This window comes from Agarivorans sp. TSD2052, assembly GCF_023238625.1.
Lineage (GTDB): Bacteria > Pseudomonadota > Gammaproteobacteria > Enterobacterales > Celerinatantimonadaceae > Agarivorans.
Window position 1 is genome coordinate 2,495,908 of sequence record NZ_CP096670.1, and the last position, 21,108, is coordinate 2,517,015.

A 21,108-nucleotide genomic window follows, 5' to 3' on the forward strand; every position below is an offset into this window, starting at 1 on the left:
AAACGCTATCCCTTTCTTTTCTACGTCACTATTTGACTTAATAGGGTTTGATAAAAAAATAGCCATTCTACCGAGGTAAAATGGCTATTTAGAAGCAGTTAATAAAAAAATTAACTATTTGCTAAACAGCCCGTTTTATCAGCATCGATTTAATGTGACCGATAGCTTTTGTCGGGTTTAATCCTTTAGGACAAACACTTACACAATTCATGATGCCATGGCAACGAAAAACGCTAAATGCATCATCTAATTCTGCTAGGCGTTCATCTGTTGCTGTATCACGACTATCTGCCAACCAACGATAAGCGGCTAACAAGCCAGCTGGGCCAACAAATTTGTCGGGATTCCACCAAAAAGATGGGCAAGAAGTAGAACAACATGCACAAAGGATACATTCGTACATACCATCTATCTTTTCGCGCTCTTCTGGGCTCTGTAAATGCTCACGAGCCGGTGGAATTTGCTCATCATTAATCAAAAACGGCTTAATGCGAGCATAGTTATCATAAAATTGCCCCATATCCACAACTAGGTCGCGGACTACAGGTAGACCAGGAAGGGGGCGGATCACAATATCCCCTTTTCCTAAGAGATCTGACAGCGGTGTAATGCATGCCAAACCATTTTTGCCATTCATGTTGATACCATCTGAACCACAAACCCCTTCGCGGCAAGAGCGACGAAAAGCTATGCTAGGGTCTTGTTCTTTAAGTAAAATCAAAGCATCTAGTACCATCATATCAGAGCCCTCAGGGACCTCAAGCTGATATGACTTCATCTTTGGCTTTGCATCAGTATCTGGGTTGTAGCGGTACAAAGAAAAATTAACGTTCATTTGCCGCCTCCTTAATATGTGCGAATTTTAGGTTCAAATGCTTCACGTAGATTAGGTGACATATTCACCTCACGACGCCCCATGGACTCAGTATCTGGACTAAACAACGAGTGGCATAGCCAATTTGCATCATCACGTTCAGGGTAATCGAAACGACTATGTGCGCCACGGCTCTCAGTACGGAAATTAGCAGCATGGGCAGTTGCGATAGCCGTTGCCATAAGATTATCTAATTCCAAACACTCTACTCGCTGAGTATTAAAGTCTGTTGATTTATCATCAAGACGCGCGTTTTCGAGACGTTTACGAATTGCTTGAAGCTCTTCAAGGCCCTGAGCCATCGACTCACCTTCTCGGAATACCGAAAAGTTAAGTTGCATACATTGCTGTAAGTCTTTACGAATTTGCACCGGGTCTTCACCGTCGGCCGTAGAGTTTTCCCAACGATTATAACGCGCCATAGCAGCCTCTAACTCTGCGTCTGTTGCGTCAACCATATTGATGTCATCATTAAGATACTCACCAAGGAACTTACCCGCAGCGCGACCAAATACCACTAAATCAAGTAGAGAATTACCACCAAGTCGGTTAGCTCCATGTACCGATACACAAGCAATTTCACCTACCGCAAATAAGCCCGTAATAATTTCGTCTTCACCCTTGTCATTTTGGGTTATGGCTTGACCATTAACATTACACGGCACTCCCCCCATTTGATAATGACAAGTCGGAATAACAGGGATAGGTTCTTTAACTGGATCAACGTGAGCAAAGGTACGAGATAGTTCACAAATACCGGGTAAACGACTCTCTAAAACTTCTTCACCTAAATGGTCAAGTTTGAGTTTAATGTGCGGACCCCATGGGCCTTCACAACCACGACCTTCTCGGATTTCAGTCATCATAGAGCGAGCGACAACATCACGACCGGCTAAATCTTTAGCATTTGGTGCGTAACGCTCCATAAAGCGTTCGCCGTCTTTGTTGAGTAGATAACCGCCTTCGCCACGACAACCTTCTGTCACCAATACACCCGCTCCAGCGATACCCGTTGGGTGGAACTGCCACATTTCCATATCTTGAATCGGTACACCAGCACGCAAGGCCATGCCTACGCCGTCGCCGGTGTTAATGTGGGCATTAGTGGTAGAAGCAAAAATTCGTCCTGCTCCGCCAGTCGCCAACACAGTGGCTTTGGCTTTAAAGTACACCACTTCACCGCTGTCGATATCCATTGCGGTACAACCGACAACATCGCCGTCAGCATTTTTCACTAAATCTAGTGCATACCATTCTGAAAAGATGGTGGTCTTTTTCTTAACATTTTGTTGATACAGCGTATGCAACAAAGCATGACCGGTGCGGTCTGCTGCAGCCGCTGTGCGCGCAGCTTGTTCGCCACCAAACTCTTTAGATTGACCACCAAATGGTCGTTGGTAGATAGAACCGTCTTCGAATCGAGAAAAGGGTAATCCCATTTTTTCTAATTCAATGATGACTTCTGGGCCCACATTACACATATACTCAATAGCGTCTTGGTCACCAATGTAGTCTGAACCTTTGACAGTATCGTACATGTGCCATTGCCAATTATCTTTATGTGAATTGCCTAAGGCCACCGTAATACCGCCTTGGGCTGATACGGTGTGAGAGCGCGTAGGAAATACTTTAGATATAAGAGCGCAAGATTTGCCCTCTTCTGAAATTTGTAAAGCGGCACGCATACCTGCGCCGCCAGCGCCAATAACTACGGCATCGAATTCTCGAATAGTAATAGCCACTCGACCTACCCCCAAATAATAAACAAGCCACTAGCTACGTAAACAAGCGCTAGAACTGTTAAAGAAAACTGTAAACCCATTCGCAATGCCGCACATTTCACATAATCAGTGAGTACTTGCCATAAGCCAATCCAAGCATGGATGAGCATAGATAGCAGTGCTAGCAGTGTGAAAACTTTGGTTGGAAGCCAAGCGAAAAAACCACTCCAAGATTGGTAAGTCACGTCAGTACACGCAATAAAGCCAATAATATAAAGGGTGTATAAAGTTAAAATTATGGCTGTTGCGCGGATGAGCAAAAAGTCATGCACTCCACTTCGGCCAAATGTTGCAGCGTTAGTTACCATACGATTACTCCCATTATTAACGCTAATACAGCGGTGACAATGAATGAGATTTTAGCGCTAGACGAGGCACTGTCTAACTCTTCCCAATAGCCCATATCCATGATCAAGTGGCGTATTCCACCCACAATGTGATACATCAGCGCCGTTAAGCTTGCCCACAAGATTAACTTTACAAAGAAGTTATCCATTATAGACAGCACATTTGCAAAACCCTCTGCAGAGTGAAGGGACTCTGCGAGTAGGCCTAACAAAATAGCTAAGGCGAAGAAAGTAATCACACCGGAAACACGATGCAAGATGGATGCAATAGCAGTAATGGGAAATCTGATGGTTTGTAGGTCGAGGTTTACTGGTCTTTGTTTTATTTTCACGATTCTCTGCCCACTCAGGTCCTTGAGTATTATTATGATTATAAAGTCAGGCTCTGGACAGTGCATTGAGTTGCGATAATGTTAATTTTGTGAACTTAAGGCCTAAAACTAGACTAAAGTCTAAAAACCAACATTTCCATTGTGCAAAAAATGCTCGGACTAGCGCCACGCTTCGAATAAAGTATAACTCTCGCATAATACAAATACAATTAACATTTCCTTCATTTGGCTACTTTAACGCTACGAAACAGCCAACTTAAATCGTATTTTTAACATTTTCGATATAAGTACCCACAAATCACAACCAAGGCTAATTGACAATAGACCTAGTTCTGGGTCAGAATGTGCTGCGCTTTGTATCCAAAAAAACAATACAATTAGAATAAGCAAGGGAGACGTGCTATGGCTGACAATAAAGCCACCCTAACGCTACCAGGCCAAGAGGCATATGATTTGCCTATTATGTCTGGTACAGCAGGACATGACGTAATTGATGTTCGAACACTAGGTAAGAAAGGGTATTTTACCTTTGACCCAGGTTTCTTAGCGACCGCTTCATGTGAATCAAAAATCACCTACATCGATGGTGAGCAAGGCATTTTGTTGCATAGAGGTTACTCTATCGAAGACCTAGCAAAACATGCTGATTACCTTGAAGTTTGTTACATTCTATTATTCGGCGAGCGACCAAACGTCGAGCAATACGAAAAATTCAAAACCACCGTCACTCGCCATACTATGGTGCATGAACAGCTGATTCACTTTTTCCAAGGCTTCCGTCGTGATTCACACCCAATGGCTATTATGGTTGGTGTGGTTGGCGCATTATCTGCGTTTTATCATGACTCAATGGATATCACCAACGAACGCCACCGTGAAATCGCGGCTTACCGCTTGATTTCAAAAATGCCGACTCTTGCTGCAATGAGCTACAAGTATTCAGCAGGACAACCCTTCGTTTATCCTCGCAACGATTTAAGCTACGCAGCAAACTTCCTTAATATGATGTTTTCAGTACCTACTGAAGAATATAAGGTGAGTGCTGTTGTAGAAAAAGCCATGGACCGCATTTTTACCCTACATGCAGACCATGAACAAAATGCTTCAACTTCTACGGTTCGTTTAGCGGGCTCTTCTGGTGCAAACCCATTTGCTTGTATCGCTGCTGGCATAGCCTGTCTATGGGGTCCTGCTCACGGTGGAGCTAATGAAGCTTGTTTGAACATGCTCGAAGAAATTGGTTCGGTAGATCGCATACCAGAATTTATTCAACGTGCTAAAGACAAGAATGACCCGTTCCGTTTAATGGGCTTTGGTCATCGGGTTTACAAAAACTACGATCCACGCGCTACCGTTATGCGTGAAAGTTGTCATGAAGTACTCAACGAACTAAACATTGATGATCCATTATTGGATGTAGCAATGGAATTAGAACGTATCGCGTTGTCTGACCCCTACTTCAAAGAGAAGAAGTTATTCCCTAATGTTGACTTCTACTCAGGCATCGTTTTAAAAGCGATCGGCATTCCAGTCAGTATGTTTACTGTGATTTTTGCTCTTTCTCGTACCGTGGGCTGGATTGCACACTGGAAAGAAATGATGGAAGAGTCTACGCAACGCATTGGTCGACCAAGACAGTTATATACTGGCGAACCTCAACGACCATTTAAGTAGAAAAACTACTTTACTAAGCGCTTAATACAAAAAATCCGAAACATTTGTTTCGGATTTTTTATACGTTCAAATAGTTAAACAATGCTATGACTACTTAGGTTTATGACCTAACTGGTAACTGCCATTAGACAAAAACTGAGCCACTTCGCTGCGTTTTTTTGCAATAAGTAAAGCCCCATCATCCATGAACAAAAAGTTTTTCCAACACCGCTTAAATACATCCCAAGTGGTTTCAATCACTGAGCGCTGATCATTACAATAATAAACCACTGTGTTATCTTGCCACTGTAAATGCTCAAGTAACTCATCGGGAAGTGACTTTTGCTGGCTATCCCAGACATCTTCCCAATTACCCTGTTCACTCCATGTGTCTAGGCTAAAAGCCCAATCACCTTTTTTAAAAAAGTCGGGGTGGTCTACCTGCTTACTCACCAGATCTTTCCATAGAACAGCCGCTCGTTCTTCGGTCATAGGTTTAATCGCTGTGGTATCGTCTTCGCTGATAGGTAGGTCGGTTCGGCGAAATATCCACGCTTTTTTGTGTTCACTTAAGGCAATATAATTCATTCGTTCTCTAATATTGGTGACAGAAAAAACCAAAGATCAGCTCAATAGCGTTTGCCGATATTTAGCTTAGTAAGGCACGTACTTTTTCTAAATCTTCCGGGGTGTCAACGCCATGAGCGGGTGTTTCAATGGCGGTTGCCATCTTTATTTTATAACCATGCCACAACACCCGTAACTGCTCTAACTTTTCCATCTTTTCTAATGGTGAAGGAGTGAGTTTCAAATACTCGCCGACGAAATGGGCGCGATAGGCATAAATACCGATATGGCGAAAATGCGAACCTATTTGCCAGTCGCCATCACGTTCATGCGGCACTGCTGCTCGACTGAAATATAAAGCATGCTCTTGTTTATCACAAACAACCTTCACCACATTGGGGTCGTGAATATCAGTATCATGAGTGATGGGTACCGATAAACTTGCCATCTTCACATCCGGAGCAGCGTCTAATAAACCTGCAACCTGACTAATAACAGCCGGTGGAATGAGAGGCTCATCGCCTTGTACATTAACGACAATTGTATCGGCATCAAATGCTAGCTTGTCACACACCTCAGCTAAGCGCTCTGTACCAGACTCATGAGTTGCTGCGGTCAATACCACTTCAGCACCAAAACGTTGCGCTTCAGTAACGATACGTTGGTCATCGGTGGCAATGACCACCCGTTCAGCCCCTGATTGACAAGCTTGAAGATAGACCCGCTCAATCATGGTTTTTCCGGCAATGTCTTGCAAAGGCTTAGCAGGTAAACGGGTAGACTGGTAACGAGCAGGAATAACCACTACAAACTTCATTGAGGCAACTCACTGGCAGACATTTCTCGCGCTTCATCAGCCAGTAACACCGGGATTGAATCCTTGATAGGGTAAGCCAAGCGGTCAAATTTACAGACTAATTCATTATTCACTTTGTCGTAATGCAATTTACCTTTACACAGCGGACAAGCAACAATTTCTAACAAATTATGATCGACGGACATCAGTTTTTTCCTGTAATAAACTAAAGAATCGTTGATAAAAGCTCTCTGGCAACTTGCTATCAACTGGCAAATAATACCAATTTTCACCTGCGGATTGACGATATTTTATCGCATCTTTTTCAGTCATAATCAGTGTTTTATTGAAAAACTCTCGCTGCTGCTCAGGCTCCAGTCGTCGATGATCACTCAAGGCTAACTGTTCCGAGACCTCAATACCTAACTGTTTAAGCGATTCGAAAAAGCGCTTCGGATTGCCTATACCAGCGAACGCAAGATCTGCGAACGTTAAGTTGTCGGCCAAGGTATTATCGTTCACTCGTCTAATGGGGCAAGCTTGCAGTGTTAACTCAAAGCTGTCACTGGAAAAAGCCGGTTGTCCATTCGTCACTATCATATCTACCGAGCGAAGCCGAACTGGTGGCTCTCTTAAAGGTCCAGCCGGTAGACACAAACGATTACCTAAGCGTCGTTCAGCATCAATAACAGCAATTTCAAGGTCACGACCTAAGGCGTAATGCTGCATACCATCATCACAAATAATTAGGTTTACGTCATGCTCAATTATAGCTTGGCAGGCTTGCGAGCGATTGGGGTCGACCACCACTGGACATTCTGTGCGTAGGTGGATGAGTAGAGGCTCATCCCCACAGTGCGCAGGCAAGCTATTTCTACCCACATTATAAGGATAACTGGGCGCTTTAGCTCCATAGCCTCTGCTGACGACTCCGGGGCGAAAGCCCTGCTGCTTTGCCGCCTCAACTAGCGCTAGCACTACCGGTGTTTTTCCGTTACCACCAACACTAATATTGCCTACAACGACTACAGGCACCTTGGCTTGGTAAACCTTTAGAATGCCGCATCGAAATGCTAAGCGACGAAGAGCGGTAACCAATCGGAACAAGTAACTCAGTGGCAGCAACAAGCCAGTTTTCACTGGGTGCTGCCTACATGCTTGGTACCAAAACTTCACTACTTCTCACCAAACTGAATTTGATGAAGCTGGTAATAAGTTCCTTTTATGTCCATCAACTCAGCATGGCTACCTTGCTCTACAATTACCCCTTCGTCTAGTACAACAATCATATCTGCGCTTTCAATAGTAGATAAACGGTGAGCAATGACGATAGCAGTGCGATCTGAACACACTCTATCGATAGCTTGTTGGATTTTACGCTCTGACTCGGTATCGAGTGCTGATGTCGCTTCGTCAAGAATCAATATTGGTGAATCCTTAAGTAAAGCACGAGCAATAGCGATACGTTGTCTTTGACCGCCAGACAACATGACGCCTTTTTCTCCAATCATCGTGTCATAACCATCTTCAAATTTTTCAACAAAACTTGAAACGTTGGCCATTTCAGCCACTCTTTCTATCTCTTCTCGGCTTGCACCGTCTTTGGCGTAACCGATATTTTCAGCAATAGTGCCACTAAACAAATGTACTGTTTGAGAAACTTGAGCAAATTGATTTCGTAGACTTTTTAAGCGGTAATCTTGAACAGGGAGGCCATCGATTAATACCGCTCCACTGGTTACTTCGTATAATTTAGGTAGTAGGCTTGCAATAGTGGTTTTACCGCTACCTGATCGACCCACTAGCGCCACCGTTTGACCAGCTTCAATATTTAAGTTTATTCCTTTTAATACCAATTCATTCTTAGTGGGGTATTTAAAAGAAACATCTTTGAAACAAATATCACCGTTAACCGCAGACACTTCATGCCTACCAGTATCTGTTTCGGTATCCATATCTAACACGGTAAATAGGCTAGTACAGGCAGCCATAGCCCGTTGTACATCATTATTTAGCTGGGTAATCACACGCAGAGGTTTGAGCAACATCATCATCGACGTGACGATAATAGTGAAAGTACCAGGAGACAGTTCGGCAACTAACTCAGGTGACGAAGCGGCAAATAATACAATAGATAAACCAATCGACGCGATAAACTGAACCGCAGGGTTGGCAATCGCGCCTACCGTTGCCATTTTCATTTGTTGGCGACGAATCATATTGCTCGCTTCGTTAAAGCGTTGTTCTTCTTTGGGTTGCCCGCCAAAGGACAATATTTCACGATGGCCATTTAACATTTGTTCAGTAGTGGTGGTGACATTACCCACCGCATGTTGCAAATGCGTACTAATTTTACGAAAACGTCGACTGACCATGCTAATGGCAAAACCTACCGGAGGACCAATGACAAAAAAGATTAGAGATAGTTGCCAGCTGTTATAAAACATTAAGCATAACAAGCCAATTATGGTGGCGCTTTCTCGCACTAAGTTAACCAAGCTAGCGGTTGCAGCCGTGCTTACTTGGTTTGAGTCATAGGTAATTTTGGACAAAAGAGTTCCGGTCGGGTTTTTGTCAAAAAATGAAACGGGCATCAACATTAAGTGATTAAATATCTGTCGCTGGATCTTCATCACAAGGTGACCACCCACCCAAGACATGCCATAACTACTGGCAAAGCCACATAGCCCACGTAGTAGTACAATGCCTAAAACAAAAATCGGCATATAAGTGAGTATTGCCGGGTTATTGCCCGTCAGTCCTTCGTCTATAAGCGGCTTAATCGAATAGACAAATAAGGTATCTACGGCGCCATAACCAATCATGCCAATAATGGCAACTATCAAGCCAATCTTGCGATCTTTAACGTAGCTCAGTAGGCGCAGATAATTTGCTTTTGTATCGGTAGCTGTTTCTGGAATCATAAGGACAAAGTTATTCCATCGGAAAAATTGCCTTAGTTTAGCGTTTTATAGGTAAATCACCAACTGATGATTTGTTGATACCATGGGCTAGTTAGCCGATAGCGTTGATTTTCTATTTGATATGAACGGTCATAAATTTTAATTGTTATCGCCCCCTCCTTTCCGGTGATATGTTGCTGGCTGCCAGCATAGCGCTGTAGAACTCGATCACTGGGAAAACCAAAACGATTAAAGGCTCCACTACTATGTATTACGACTGCTGGTTTTAGCTGTCGGATAAAGGGAGTAGAGGAAGAGCTATTACTTCCGTGATGTGGGCTAACTAAAAATGTACTGGACGCTAATCCCTGTGCCAATAGCATTTGCTCTGCTTGCTTCTCAATATCCCCAGTAAGCAACAAACTAAAGTGTCCATCCTCGATAAAAACGACACATGACCCTTGATTCCCATGCCCGCTATCGGCAATCGTAAAACTCAAGGTTAATTCAGCCCATTGCACTCGTTCAGAACAGCGCTCTTTGGGAAGGCGCTTGTCTCGTCCATAGTACTTTTCAGCAAATGTAAAACGTTGCTCAAGAATCTCTCTTCCTCCAGCATGGTCATTATCACCATGGCTAGTAATGATATACTTCACTGTCTTAATTTGTCGGTCTCGTAATACCGGTATAATGACACTCTCTGCATAATTGAAACCGCTGCGAAAACGCGCCCCGCTATCGTAAATGAGGGCTTCGTCATTGTGCAATATAAGTACCGACAAGCCTTGACCAACATCAAGAACCAAAATCTGCCATTTCGGTTGGTTCAGCCAAATAGCCGAAATAGCCGGAATACTGATAGCTAAACTAAGAAACACCACCGCCAGCCAGCGCCGATATAACAGTAAGGCCACTCCGCAACCGCCCATCACTATGAGCAAAGCGAGTGACACTTTCGGTAGAGTCAAGCTAAGGGCCTGATAGTTACTTATCATCACTAAGGCTTGATGAAGCCAAGCAAAAAGTTGATCAACAACCCCAGCCCATGGCTGGGAAATATCCCATTCGCTCACCAATAAAGCCATCAGCAGCATGACCATGGGTACCATCAATACAGTAAATATGGGCACGGCGACCAAATTGATCAACACTGCGGCACTTGGTAATACACCAAACAGCAAAACTTGAATTGGAATCAATAAAATACTGATTGAAGCTTGAATAAACACCAGCATAAGTAAACGATTATTGGGGCCTATCCACAGGCACAATAGTACAATCGATACTGCAGAAAATGATAACCAAAGACTATTGCTATATATGCTAAACGGCCACAGCAGTAAAATAATAAAGGCACTGACTAAGATACCCTGCCACAAGGGTCGACGACTGAGCAATAAACCAGTAGATAAAGCACCGCCGTACATGATCAACGCTCGAATCATCGGCAATTGCCAGCCCGCTAACCAGCAATAAATAAGACAACAAATGAAGCTAAACGCGGCCAAAACTGGCCTAGGCTGCTTGCCCGCTAACAGACAGATAAAGGCTGCTAGATACCAAGACCAAAGCCCGATGATCCCTAAATGTAAACCTGATAATACGAATAGGTGGCTGAGCCCCGCTTCCCGATATAAGCGCATGTGCTGGTCACTCAGCAAGCGCTTGTCCCCCACCATTAAGGCAAGCATTTCACCGCCGTATGGGTAAGCCTGTAGCTGATTCGCTAATGTCGAAATCAAATCACTACGTAATGAAGCTTGGCTCTGTTCCGCAGTCAATGATATAACGCTGCCTTTAGCGATAACGGATTGTGACACTAACCAGCGCGCATAATTAAAACCTGCGGGGTTTAAACTGGCGACAGCAGGTTTTAAACGGGCAACCGCGTGTATCGATTGACCCACTCTAAGCTGAAGCGACCCTTGTTTAGATTTCTTAGTCTGATATAAGATAACTTTAGGCCGCCACAACGGTAAACTACGTTTAGCATTGAGTTGGCTTATACTTACCGTTATTTTTTGCCAATATTGATTATTATCAACTGCCAACACGCTGCCATGTATGCTAAAGTTGCTGGCCTTTTGTTGTACGCTATCAACCCAAGATTGGTAATGAATGGCGTGGCTGGCGATCCAGCAAAGTCCAAATAAGAAACCAGCAATAAAGTAGTGACGTTTCCAGAGCAACACTACCAATGCAATATAGTTCACATATAAGGCTGTTAGGCTGAGAACACTCGGCCACATGAGTGATGATGTCATTGCTAGCAAACTTGCTAAAAGAAATGCATTCATAATTATTAAGAAGTTTATTATCAATAACAAACTATATGCCAAAAAAGACCATACAACGATTTATTCCCAAAACTGAAGACTTAAAGGCTCATAAGCATTTAAAGTTTTTTGGTGATTGGTTGCACAATCCTAACCTGTGGCATCTTAACCGACGCTCAGCTGCGGGTGCCTTTGCTATAGGTTTATTTGTTGCCTTTATCCCCTTGCCTTCACAAATGATCATTGCCGCCGCATTGGCCATTCTGTTTCGCGTTAATTTACCTTTATCTGTCGCGCTAGTATGGATCTCGAATCCATTTACGATCCCACCAATATTCTATTTTTGTTACTTTGTGGGAACCAAGTTATTAAGCCAACCTTTGGCGGATTATCACTTAGAGTTATCTTGGGAGGGGTTAGAGCATTTAATCGCAACGATTGGCCCAGCCTTTTTGCTAGGCAGCCTTGTGTGTGGGGTATTCTTTTCAGCAGTAGGATATTTTGCCATTAATGCTTTATGGCGTTACTCGGTTAGACGCCGTTACAGAAAACGTCGCTAAGCAACAATAGCGGCTTACTCGGCATTTTACTTTGACTTGGCTAGTTCTGATTAAGCTTGATGGTCATCCTTTCCACCAAGCTTAAACTTCACTTCCATAAATCAATTAGATCAACCTAATTCTTGAGCAGGTTTAACTCGAGTGGCTTGCCACGCTGGCCAAATCGTTGCTAGCATACTTAACGCAAACGCCGCAGATACCACCACAGCAACATCTGTCCACAATAATCTAACCGGTAGAAAATCGATGAAATATATGTCAGCCGAAAGTATGGTATGGCCAAGCATTGTTTCTACCAAGGCCACCAATTTAGGTAAGCCAAAGCACCCTAATACACCAATTACCGCTCCCCAAAAACAGCCCAAAACACCGTTGTAAGAACCATACACAATAAATGTTCTTAGCAAGCTACTATCAGTAGCGCCCATGGTTTTAAGAATAGCCAAATCGCCACGTTTCTCGCTGACGGCGAGGATTAGCGTAGACACAATGTTAAAACTAGCAACCGCGACTATTAGTAGCATAATGGCATACATGATGGTGCGGACTAACTGAATATCTTGATACAAATAACCATGCTGGCGGATCCAGCTTTTTATGTATACCAGTTGGGGGAACGATTTAGCTACAGACCGAACCACTTTGTCTGCATCTAAAGGGTCGGAGACTCTCAAGCTAATACCCGAGACACCATCTTGCCACTGCATCAGGTTTTGAGCATAGCGCAAATTAATAAAGGCGAGCTGGTTATCTAATTGCCCGCCAGCTTTCATTAATCCCACTACTTTTACCCGGATCCGCTGTGGCGAACTAAGCTTACTGTGCTGACCTGGTTTAGGCAGCAATAAGGTCACTTGTTCACCCACTTCAACATCTAATAACGCCGCAATGCCCGCCCCTAAGATAAGTTGTGGCTTAACATCGCTCAACGCCTGCCAAGCATCATCCCCCACATACTGATGTAAATGGGTGACAGACTTTTCAAGACTCGGATCAATACCCTTCAGGGAGAGTGCTTTCATCACTTTGCCTTTTTGAACTAAGGCACTAAAGCTTATATAGGGGGCTGCTCCTAATACTTGCGTGTGTTCACGCGCATTGCCGAGTAATTGCTCATGGTTCGCTAAAGGAGGGTTTACAGCTTCCAGTTCACCGTGACTAACAATCGCTAAAAAACGGTCACGTAACTCTCGCTCAAAGCCATTCATCACTGATAAACCAATAATGAGTACGGCGACTCCCAGCACAATGCCAATGGTGGAAGACGCAGAGATGAACGAGATGAAGCCATTGCTATTTTTAGCGCGGTGGTAGCGTAAACCGATAAAAACAGATAAAGGCAAGCGCATTTTATTGGCCCTTCGTTACAAAATTACCGTCTTGCATATAAGCTTGGCGACCAAACTTGGCGGCTAACGCCAAATCGTGAGTAACGACCACGAAAGCAGTATTTAAATCACGGTTCAATTCCAAAATCAGTTGATAAATCGACTCCGTACTATGGCTATCTAAGTTTCCGGTCGGTTCGTCTGCCAATACCAAACTAGGCTGATTAACCAAGGCGCGTGCAATCGCTGTGCGTTGGCGCTCTCCACCTGATAGCTCTGCCGGACGATGTTTTAAACGATGCCCCAAACCTACTCGCTCTAATAAACGTTGCGCTTTCGCCATTGCATTTTTTTTAGACTCACCGGCAATAAGCAGCGGCATAGCAACATTCTCAATCGCTGAGAATTCACCGAGTAAATGATGAAACTGATAGATAAAACCTAATTTTTGGTTACGTAGCTGAGCCAACTCTTTACTGCTTAAACCATCAATTCGCTGGTCCTCAATGGTCACCTCACCTTGGTTGGCTTCATCTAATCCACCAAGAATGTGCAATAAAGTACTTTTACCTGAACCAGAGCTACCAACAATGGCAACGGCCTCCCCGGGATAGACAGCAAAATCTACGCCATGCAGTACTTCTGTAAATTGATTTCCATCTTGATAGGTTTTACAAATATTTTTTGCCACTAAAACAGGCTGAGCATTTAACTCACTCATAACGAAGTGCCTCTGCGGGATGAATTTTGCTGGCTTGCCAAGCGGGATAAATAGTAGCAACAATGCTTAACAACATGGCTGCTACCGTGATAAAAACAATCTGATCGCTTCGCTGTAAAACCGGTAAGCCAGAGCCACCCAGATTAGCCGCGAAGTTCAAGCCTAAGCCCGACATTACCATGTTGATATTATTGCTAAGCCACCAACCACTTAAGGCCCCGACGGCGGCGCCAATACAGCCGCTCCAAGCACCTTGCATTACAAACACCATGACCACTTTGTCTCGCGATAAACCCAAGGTTTGTAAAATTGCCACATCGGCGCGCTTTTCACCTACCATCATTACAAGGCTACTGAGAATATTGAAGGCCGCTACCGCTATAATGAGGCAAAATAACATGCCCATCATATTCTTTTCCATTTTTACTGCGGCAAATAATTCACCATAAAAACTACGCCAATCTTGAAATTCAAAAGCTTGTTGCTCTAACTGCTCAGCGATGGTTTCTATTTGAAATGGGTCATCGAGAAAAATACGTTGCTGGCTAATATCTTTAAGTGAAGTGCGTAACAAACGGGCACTATCGTCAATGTTCACTAAGATAAACTGCTTATCAACTTCTGCTGCAAACTCAAAAATGCCTGATACAACAAAGTTTCGTTGTGAGGGCATTTCACCAATAGGTGTATATACCAAGCGCTCAGTGGCTAATAAGCGGATCGTGTCCCCTAGCCTTACGCCAAGCGCATTAGCGACTCCAATGCCAATAACCACATTATATGAACCAGAAGTTAGGCTATCTAAATCGCCTATTAACATTTTCTTGCGTAATAGCTCGGCATCGACTTGCAGCTTCACATCGATACCTTGCATCATCGCTGCGTGTAAGTTGTTAGGGCTCTGTAATACGACTTCACTGAGCACCAGAGGGGATTGCTCAAAACCGGATAGCGACGACGGTAATAATTGCTGTTCCGAAAAGGTAAGGTGGGGCACCAAATTCAAAATTCGTTGTTTTAATTGATTCTCGAAACCATTCATTACCGAGATAACAGTAATTAACGACGCCACCCCCAGAGTGATCCCTAACGTAGAGAACCAACTTACAAAAGAAGCAAAGCGCTGCTGTTTGGCTCCTCGAGAGAACCGCCATGCTATAAAGCCAATCAATTTCATCTAGGCTAAGTTCATCCATAGGCATAAAAATCGGGCTAATCATACCGTGCGTACCATCACCCAACAAGAGAGAGACCAGTGTTAATCACATAAAAAACAAAGATATTCAGTTTATTTGCAATCCTCTACACAACTTGTTGTAATTTCGCCTTCAACTACGCTTAACAGCATGGTCTATTTGATTACTCGCCGCGCGGCGCTTGTAGGGAAGTATGCAAGAACAACAGTATTTTAGTGTCACCCATAAGTTAAATGTCAATTTGGAATTAGTTACAGAAACTGCTCTGCCTCAATCAGTCGCACAATTTGAAGCCACCATTCCTGAGCCATTTATCTTAGCGAACCCAGGGCAACACCAATCTTTATTAAGCCTACGCGCCATCAAGCAACTGGGCGAGGCAGGAGAACAATTACTGGCTTACCTGCAAGCACAAGAGCAGAAGCTTAATCGAGTATTAAGTTATGTATTGGTGCAACAAGATAGCCATGAACATCGTACCTTGAGCCACCAATTCGGCGGCTCAGAAATTCACTGTTTCTGGAAACAGGCCTTACCTCAAGGTCAGCTGGTAAAACTAAAAATATTTATCCCTGAAGAATCAACAGCCGTGTTTTGTTATGGTGAAGTAAAACAAAGTACGCCGATTGCCCATCGCAGTGAGCACTTGCTAGAAATAAGCTATAAATGGATCCGTGATGAAGATGTCGAAGCCCTTGTTAGGGCAAGCTTGCACGTACAAAGCCAACAATTAAAAGCACGAGCCGATGCTCGCCAGCAAGCCGAACAGGATTAAGACCACAGTGTTACTAAATTTACCTCTTCCTGACGTTACAGGCGATAAAAAACAAGTTAGCAACTTGCCCGGCAGTGCCTTGGCGTTTGTGATACTCGAATACATTAACCGTATTAACGGCCCGTTAGTCATTCTCACCGAAGATACTCGCAGCGCGTTACAGATTGAAAGGGAAGTCAACGGTTTAAAACCGACTCGTACACTGCACTTACTCCCCGATTGGGAGACCCTGCCCTACGATACCTTTTCACCACACCAAGACATTGTTTCGCAGCGAATCTTAAGCCTCAACCAACTAAGCCAAGATCAGCAAAGTGTCGTAATAGCCCCTATTGCTACTTGGCTACAACGCTGTGCTCCGGCTGAGTACATTGCCAAACATAGTTTGCAATTGAAGGTCGGTCAGTCGTTAAAACTCAATGCTTTTAAAGAGCGACTTGTGAGCGCCGGATATCAACATGTAGACCAAGTCATGGAGCATGGAGAGTTTGCACTGCGCGGCAGTTTATTAGATCTTTTTCCCATGGGAAGTTTGCAGCCGTTTCGCTTAGACTTTTTCGACGATGAGCTAGACAGTATTCGCGAGTTTGATCCCGATACTCAGCGTAGCGCTGAGCAACGAACAAGTATCACTTTACTGCCTGCTCATGAATTTCCAAGCGATCCAAACGGTATCGAAACTTTTCGCCAACAATGGCGCGACCGCTTTGAACCAAGCCGTGAAGCAGAGTCTATTTACCAGCAGGTGTCTAAAGGTATTATGCCGGCAGGCATCGAATACTACCTGCCGTTGTTTCATCACCATACCGAAAGCCTGACTGACCAACTAGCAGCTGAAACGGTGGTGCTAAAAATTGGCGATTTGGAACAAGCGGGCAAACAATTCTGGCATGAACTCGGCGAGCGTTATGAAAACCGCCGTTACGATCGAGCTCGCCCCATTTTACCACCTGATGAACTTTATCTGAGCGTTGAACAATGCTTTAAAGAACTCAAACCCTACTCTGCTATAAAGCTGAACAAAGGCCCAGACCGGAACGGTAAAGGTAAGTTGAATTTAGCCGCTCATGCGCTACCCGATTTAAGTGTAAACCATCGTTTGAACCTGCCCTTACAAGCGTTAAGCCATTATCTCGAGCACCACCCAAAACCCAAAACATGTTTTATCGCCGAAACAGAAGGTAGACGAGAAGCGCTAAAAAACTTACTTAGCCCTCTCAAATTAACGCTTAAAAATCATGACAGTGTGTTCCACTTTGTAGCAAGTAAAGACACCTTAGCTATCGTCGTTGCGCCGGTCGAAAACGGCTTCGAACTTAACGACCCAGACGTACAATTAATTACCGAAACGGATTTGTTAGGCGATAAGGTACGCGCCAAACAACGCAAAGCGTCCAATAAAACGCTTAATCCAGATGTATTAATTCGCAATCTAGCAGAATTGAGCATAGGTCAACCGGTTGTGCATATTGAGCACGGTGTCGGCCGCTACCAAGGTTTAACCAGTTTTGAAAATGGCGGCATAAAAACTGAATTTCTCAGCCTCGAATATGCCAATCAAGCCAAGTTATACGTGCCGGTAAACGCGTTACATTTTATTAGTCGCTATTCTGGTAGCAACGATGATACAGCCCCATTACATAAGCTGGGTAATGATCAATGGCAGAAAGCTAAACAGAAAGCAGCAGAAAAGATTCGAGACGTTGCCGCCGAATTATTAGAAGTTTATGCCAAACGAGCAGCCAAACCCGGTTTTGGTTATGACATAGACGAAGCGGCCTATCAGCAGTTTTCTGCCGATTTCCCATTTGAAGAAACCGACGATCAAGAACAAGCCATTACGGCTATGTTGAGCGATATGCAAACACCTAACGCCATGGACCGCCTAGTATGTGGTGACGTAGGCTTTGGTAAAACTGAAGTCGCTATGCGGGCTGCCTTTGTGGCGGTGAATAGCGGTAAGCAAGTCGCGGTATTAGTGCCCACAACCCTACTTGCACAACAGCATTTAGATAACTTTAGCGATCGCTTCGCTAATTGGCCGATTGAAGTCGCCTCACTATCCCGCTTTAAAACCACTAAAGAACAAAACCAAGTCCTTAAAAATCTTGCCGAAGGTAAGGTGGATATAGTGATAGGTACTCATAAGTTGCTGAGTAAAGACGTTAAATTTGCAGATTTAGGCTTACTGGTCATCGACGAAGAACACCGTTTTGGGGTGAGGCAAAAAGAACAAATTAAAGCAATGCGCGCCAACGTCGATATTCTAACCTTGACCGCTACGCCCATACCTAGAACCTTAAATATGGCGATGAGTGGCATGCGCGACTTATCAATAATCGCCACCCCGCCAGCCAAGCGCTTAGCGGTAAAAACCTTCGTACGTCAGCATGATCCAGCTTTAATTAAAGAAGCCATTAGCCGTGAAGTAATGCGCGGTGGCCAAGTCTACTTCCTCCACAATAAAGTCGATACCATCGACCGAGTCGCTCAAGAACTGCGAGAATGGTTACCTCAAGCGCGCATTACCGTTGCCCATGGTCAAATGCGAGAGCGCGAGCTTGAACGCATCATGGGAGACTTTCACCACCAACGTTTCAATGTTTTAGTCTGTACCACGATCATTGAAACAGGGATTGATATCCCTAGCGCCAATACCATTATCATTAACCGCGCTGATAACTTTGGCTTAGCCCAACTACACCAACTGCGTGGCCGTGTAGGCCGTTCGCACCACCAAGCTTATGCCTACTTATTAACTCCTCCACCTAAATTGATCACTAAAGACGCGGTAAAGCGTTTAGATGCGATTGCGCAACTGGAAGACTTAGGTGCTGGCTTTACTTTAGCCACTCACGACTTGGAAATTCGTGGCGCTGGTGAGTTGCTTGGTGACGATCAAAGTGGCCAAATTGAGGCGGTAGGCTTCACTCTCTACATGGAAATGCTCGATCGCGCTGTCACAGCATTAAAAAATGGCCAAGACCTAAACTGGGATCTGAGCCAAAGCGAGCAATGTGAAATTGAGCTTAGAGTGCCAGCACTGCTGCCCGACGACTACATTTTCGATGTTACCACGCGCCTAACCATGTACAAACGAATCGCTAACTGCAACGACGAACCAGAAATGCGTGAGTTACAAGTAGAGTTAATCGACCGCTTTGGGTTGTTACCCGAGCCCGCCAAAAACCTCTTTAATGTCCAAAAGCTGAGAATAATGGCAGATAATATTGGAATTAAGCGAGTGGAGGCAGGGCCCAAAGGCGGTGTAGTAGAATTTGCTGAATCAACAAAAGTTAATGCCGCTTTTTTAGTAAGCCTGTTACAATCCCAACCAGCCATTTATAGAATGGAAGGCGCTAATAAGCTGAAATTTGCTGTACCCAGCGAAGGACCAGAATCACGCCTATCTTTAATTCAATCATTATTGGAGCAATTTACTGCCAATGCGACTGACTCTTAAAAACGCACTACGCTTAATCAGCTTAACCGCAATAGGTCTTACTAGTGTGCCATCTATGGCCGAACAACCTCGCTGGTTCGACATTGAAGTTATCTTCTTTAAACGCAATGTCACGGTTGAGAGTAGCCAAGAATTTTGGCCACAACCACAGCAGCTAAACGTGGCGACCAGCGCCCCCTTGTTAGCACCGCTATTTGGTTGCAACGAAGAACCATGTATCGCTCCTCGGTTTGATAAATTGCCCGTAAGCATTGATGGCCGTGGTTGGCCAATCACAGGCGCGACTCAGCGAACGATGTTAAGTGCTGCTCAATTAGAATTGAATCAAGAATTTAGCAAGCTTCAACAACATGCGGCTTTCAGCCCCTTGCTACATATCGGCTGGAGAGAAATAGTCGCGCCACGCAACCGTGCAAAACACTATCAAGTTCAAGCGGGACAAGACTTTTCACAACGTTTTAACGAGCAAGGTCGACTCCTTGGTTCAATCAATTTTTCTGAACAAGGCATCGCCAATGACAGTGGTGACTTGGATTTGACAGCCGAGAACATTTCCTTATTTGATGAGGCTGATAGTTCCGCCAATAATTTTGGCCAAGCACCAGAACCAGCCCCTGCTATTTGGGAGCTTGACGGTGGTATACGCGTCTATTTACAGCACTATTTGTATATAGAAACTGAATTGCTGCTAAAGCGTCCGGTGGAAATTGAAGTATTAAGCGAACATATTGAGGCTGAATCTAGCCTACCAGAAGAATTGGCACTATCACCAACAGAACAAACTGACAATGCCATAGAAGAGCCTCAAGTGGTGGTATTAGCCGCCGAACAATCGGTGACTAATGAAGGCAGCTTAATTGCCGATATAGAGACTGAAGAGCAATTGCATAGCTTTAAATTTGATCAAAAACGCCGAGTACGCTCCGGTGAAATACACTATTTTGATCATCCTTTAATGGGAATGCTAATTCAAATCCGTAAGAGCCCTGAAGCACAAACCCAACTAAATCAGTCGGCTGATGATTTGCCGATAGCAGAGAGCGCAGAAACCACTCTTGATGCTGATGTTGCGACACAAACAAGCATCACAGAGCCGACAACCACGGTTGAAACTCCAGCATCATAAGCCCTTACACTTTATGTTATTAGCCAACCAACCCAGCGTACTATTTGCTTGTGCGCTGTTAAGCCGCACTTGGTTATTGCTGGCGATTGCGGCAAGCTCTCGCCAGGTAGGAGACAAGATATTAGCGCTACTCTACCCCGACCACCATTGGTTTTACCTTGGTTTAGCCATGGGCGCATTGCCGCTCACTCGTCTGGTGTTCCCCAAACTCTGGCAAAAACTCTCTATAAGAGCTCAATTATGGGGTATTTTTGCTTTATTGCTGGTTGATATAGCCAGCCAAGTACAAACTCTAAACCTGAACCATTGGCGTTTCGAAGCCCTTAATGCGGTCACCCTATGGCTTAGTCTAATGATCAGTTTTATCGTATTTAAATCAGCACTAGAAAAACCATAAACGGTCTTTAGAC

19 protein-coding genes are annotated in these 21,108 nt (G+C 44.2%); 6 read left to right on the top strand and 13 right to left on the bottom strand.

The features are described from left to right. Positions 1–121 precede the first annotated feature (121 nt). Genes M0C34_RS11290 through sdhC form a run of 4 tightly spaced genes read right to left on the bottom strand, consistent with a single transcriptional unit; the run spans position 122 to position 3,400 of the window. Entirely contained in the window at positions 122–835 is a 714-nt protein-coding gene (locus tag M0C34_RS11290) for a succinate dehydrogenase iron-sulfur subunit (RefSeq protein ID WP_248711786.1), read from the bottom strand. A gap of 11 nt (positions 836–846) precedes the next feature. Beyond that, on the bottom strand, positions 847–2,616 hold the full coding sequence (gene sdhA / locus M0C34_RS11295) for a succinate dehydrogenase flavoprotein subunit (protein ID WP_248711787.1): 1,770 nt from the start codon (positions 2,614–2,616) through the stop codon (positions 847–849). A gap of 5 nt (positions 2,617–2,621) precedes the next feature. Then, positions 2,622–2,963, bottom strand: a complete 342-nt coding sequence (sdhD, locus tag M0C34_RS11300) for a succinate dehydrogenase, hydrophobic membrane anchor protein (protein WP_248711788.1) — start codon at positions 2,961–2,963, stop codon at positions 2,622–2,624. Further along, positions 2,957–3,400, bottom strand: a complete 444-nt coding sequence (gene sdhC, locus M0C34_RS11305; protein ID WP_248711789.1) for a succinate dehydrogenase cytochrome b556 subunit — start codon at positions 3,398–3,400, stop codon at positions 2,957–2,959. The genes sdhD and sdhC overlap by 7 nt, the downstream gene beginning before the upstream one ends. Positions 3,401–3,736: 336 nt before the next feature. Here sdhC and M0C34_RS11310 point away from each other — a divergent pair, with 336 nt between their 5' ends. Continuing rightward, positions 3,737–5,008, top strand: coding sequence for a citrate synthase (locus tag M0C34_RS11310; RefSeq protein ID WP_248711790.1), 1,272 nt, complete (start codon positions 3,737–3,739; stop codon positions 5,006–5,008). Between the two features lie 90 nt (positions 5,009–5,098). Here the strand turns inward: M0C34_RS11310 and M0C34_RS11315 are convergent, their stop codons facing one another. From M0C34_RS11315 to M0C34_RS11340, 6 genes are all read right to left on the bottom strand, one after another. Then, positions 5,099–5,575 (bottom strand): DUF2947 domain-containing protein, encoded by a 477-nt coding sequence (locus tag M0C34_RS11315; RefSeq protein ID WP_248711791.1) that lies wholly within the window; start codon positions 5,573–5,575, stop codon positions 5,099–5,101. 61 nt (positions 5,576–5,636) lie between these two features. Continuing rightward, positions 5,637–6,371 (bottom strand): 3-deoxy-manno-octulosonate cytidylyltransferase, encoded by a 735-nt coding sequence (gene kdsB / locus M0C34_RS11320; protein ID WP_248711792.1) that lies wholly within the window; start codon positions 6,369–6,371, stop codon positions 5,637–5,639. Next, positions 6,368–6,556, bottom strand: a complete 189-nt coding sequence (locus M0C34_RS11325; protein ID WP_248711793.1) for a Trm112 family protein — start codon at positions 6,554–6,556, stop codon at positions 6,368–6,370. Before M0C34_RS11325 ends, kdsB begins: the two co-directional genes overlap by 4 nt. After that, on the bottom strand, positions 6,540–7,526 hold the full coding sequence (gene lpxK, locus M0C34_RS11330) for a tetraacyldisaccharide 4'-kinase (protein WP_248711794.1): 987 nt from the start codon (positions 7,524–7,526) through the stop codon (positions 6,540–6,542). The genes M0C34_RS11325 and lpxK overlap by 17 nt, the downstream gene beginning before the upstream one ends. Continuing rightward, positions 7,526–9,274 (bottom strand): lipid A export permease/ATP-binding protein MsbA, encoded by a 1,749-nt coding sequence (msbA, locus tag M0C34_RS11335; RefSeq protein WP_248711795.1) that lies wholly within the window; start codon positions 9,272–9,274, stop codon positions 7,526–7,528. Before msbA ends, lpxK begins: the two co-directional genes overlap by 1 nt. A 56-nt stretch (positions 9,275–9,330) precedes the next feature. Beyond that, a complete protein-coding gene (locus M0C34_RS11340) occupies positions 9,331–11,517 on the bottom strand; it encodes a DNA internalization-related competence protein ComEC/Rec2 (RefSeq protein ID WP_248711796.1) in 2,187 nt (728 codons plus the stop codon). A 68-nt stretch (positions 11,518–11,585) separates the two neighbouring features. On the opposite strand from M0C34_RS11340, the gene M0C34_RS11345 reads away from it, so the two are divergent. Further along, entirely contained in the window at positions 11,586–12,089 is a 504-nt protein-coding gene (locus M0C34_RS11345) for a DUF2062 domain-containing protein (protein ID WP_248711797.1), read from the top strand. A 110-nt stretch (positions 12,090–12,199) separates the two neighbouring features. Here M0C34_RS11345 and lolE read toward each other — a convergent pair whose 3' ends face one another. The 3 genes from lolE to M0C34_RS11360 are packed head-to-tail and all read right to left on the bottom strand — an operon-like array spanning position 12,200 to position 15,315. Then, complete coding sequence (lolE, locus tag M0C34_RS11350; RefSeq protein ID WP_248711798.1) at positions 12,200–13,438, bottom strand: lipoprotein-releasing ABC transporter permease subunit LolE; 1,239 nt, start codon at positions 13,436–13,438, stop codon at positions 12,200–12,202. A 1-nt stretch (position 13,439) separates the two neighbouring features. Next, positions 13,440–14,138, bottom strand: coding sequence for a lipoprotein-releasing ABC transporter ATP-binding protein LolD (lolD, locus tag M0C34_RS11355; protein WP_248711799.1), 699 nt, complete (start codon positions 14,136–14,138; stop codon positions 13,440–13,442). Beyond that, positions 14,131–15,315 (bottom strand): lipoprotein-releasing ABC transporter permease subunit, encoded by a 1,185-nt coding sequence (locus M0C34_RS11360; protein WP_248711800.1) that lies wholly within the window; start codon positions 15,313–15,315, stop codon positions 14,131–14,133. Before M0C34_RS11360 ends, lolD begins: the two co-directional genes overlap by 8 nt. A 212-nt stretch (positions 15,316–15,527) precedes the next feature. Here M0C34_RS11360 and M0C34_RS11365 point away from each other — a divergent pair, with 212 nt between their 5' ends. From M0C34_RS11365 to M0C34_RS11380, 4 genes are read left to right on the top strand one after another with little or no spacing between them, the layout of a single operon-like run. Next, the gene (locus M0C34_RS11365; RefSeq protein ID WP_248711801.1) at positions 15,528–16,109 is read left to right on the top strand and encodes a hypothetical protein; all 582 of its coding nucleotides are present in this window, start codon (positions 15,528–15,530) and stop codon (positions 16,107–16,109) included. Next, a complete protein-coding gene (mfd, locus tag M0C34_RS11370; RefSeq protein ID WP_371923070.1) occupies positions 16,081–19,572 on the top strand; it encodes a transcription-repair coupling factor in 3,492 nt (1,163 codons plus the stop codon). Before M0C34_RS11365 ends, mfd begins: the two co-directional genes overlap by 29 nt. After that, on the top strand, positions 19,556–20,698 hold the full coding sequence (locus tag M0C34_RS11375) for a peptidoglycan binding protein CsiV (protein ID WP_248711803.1): 1,143 nt from the start codon (positions 19,556–19,558) through the stop codon (positions 20,696–20,698). Before mfd ends, M0C34_RS11375 begins: the two co-directional genes overlap by 17 nt. A gap of 13 nt (positions 20,699–20,711) precedes the next feature. Beyond that, positions 20,712–21,095 carry a DUF2919 family protein gene (locus M0C34_RS11380; RefSeq protein ID WP_248711804.1) on the top strand — a complete coding sequence of 128 codons (384 nt, stop codon included), beginning with the start codon at positions 20,712–20,714 and terminating at the stop codon, positions 21,093–21,095. Positions 21,096–21,108 lie beyond the last annotated feature (13 nt).

What these genes read in the sequence shown, in the direction of transcription:
- kdsB (WP_248711792.1), bottom strand. Translation starts at nt 6,371, where the DNA reads ATGAAGTTTGTAGTGGTTATTCCTGCTCGTTACCAGTCTACCCGTTTA.
- M0C34_RS11325 (WP_248711793.1), bottom strand. Translation starts at nt 6,556, where the DNA reads ATGTCCGTCGATCATAATTTGTTAGAAATTGTTGCTTGTCCGCTGTGT.
- M0C34_RS11375 (WP_248711803.1), top strand. Translation starts at nt 19,556, where the DNA reads ATGCGACTGACTCTTAAAAACGCACTACGCTTAATCAGCTTAACCGCA.
- M0C34_RS11310 (WP_248711790.1), top strand. Translation starts at nt 3,737, where the DNA reads ATGGCTGACAATAAAGCCACCCTAACGCTACCAGGCCAAGAGGCATAT.
- M0C34_RS11290 (WP_248711786.1), bottom strand. Translation starts at nt 835, where the DNA reads ATGAACGTTAATTTTTCTTTGTACCGCTACAACCCAGATACTGATGCA.
- sdhC (WP_248711789.1), bottom strand. Translation starts at nt 3,400, where the DNA reads ATGCACTGTCCAGAGCCTGACTTTATAATCATAATAATACTCAAGGAC.
- msbA (WP_248711795.1), bottom strand. Translation starts at nt 9,274, where the DNA reads ATGATTCCAGAAACAGCTACCGATACAAAAGCAAATTATCTGCGCCTA.
- lolE (WP_248711798.1), bottom strand. Translation starts at nt 13,438, where the DNA reads ATGCGCTTGCCTTTATCTGTTTTTATCGGTTTACGCTACCACCGCGCT.
- lolD (WP_248711799.1), bottom strand. Translation starts at nt 14,138, where the DNA reads ATGAGTGAGTTAAATGCTCAGCCTGTTTTAGTGGCAAAAAATATTTGT.
- M0C34_RS11360 (WP_248711800.1), bottom strand. Translation starts at nt 15,315, where the DNA reads ATGAAATTGATTGGCTTTATAGCATGGCGGTTCTCTCGAGGAGCCAAA.
- M0C34_RS11365 (WP_248711801.1), top strand. Translation starts at nt 15,528, where the DNA reads ATGCAAGAACAACAGTATTTTAGTGTCACCCATAAGTTAAATGTCAAT.
- M0C34_RS11315 (WP_248711791.1), bottom strand. Translation starts at nt 5,575, where the DNA reads ATGAATTATATTGCCTTAAGTGAACACAAAAAAGCGTGGATATTTCGC.
- M0C34_RS11380 (WP_248711804.1), top strand. Translation starts at nt 20,712, where the DNA reads ATGTTATTAGCCAACCAACCCAGCGTACTATTTGCTTGTGCGCTGTTA.
- M0C34_RS11345 (WP_248711797.1), top strand. Translation starts at nt 11,586, where the DNA reads ATGCCAAAAAAGACCATACAACGATTTATTCCCAAAACTGAAGACTTA.
- M0C34_RS11340 (WP_248711796.1), bottom strand. Translation starts at nt 11,517, where the DNA reads ATGACATCATCACTCATGTGGCCGAGTGTTCTCAGCCTAACAGCCTTA.
- mfd (WP_371923070.1), top strand. Translation starts at nt 16,081, where the DNA reads ATGCTCGCCAGCAAGCCGAACAGGATTAAGACCACAGTGTTACTAAAT.
- sdhD (WP_248711788.1), bottom strand. Translation starts at nt 2,963, where the DNA reads ATGGTAACTAACGCTGCAACATTTGGCCGAAGTGGAGTGCATGACTTT.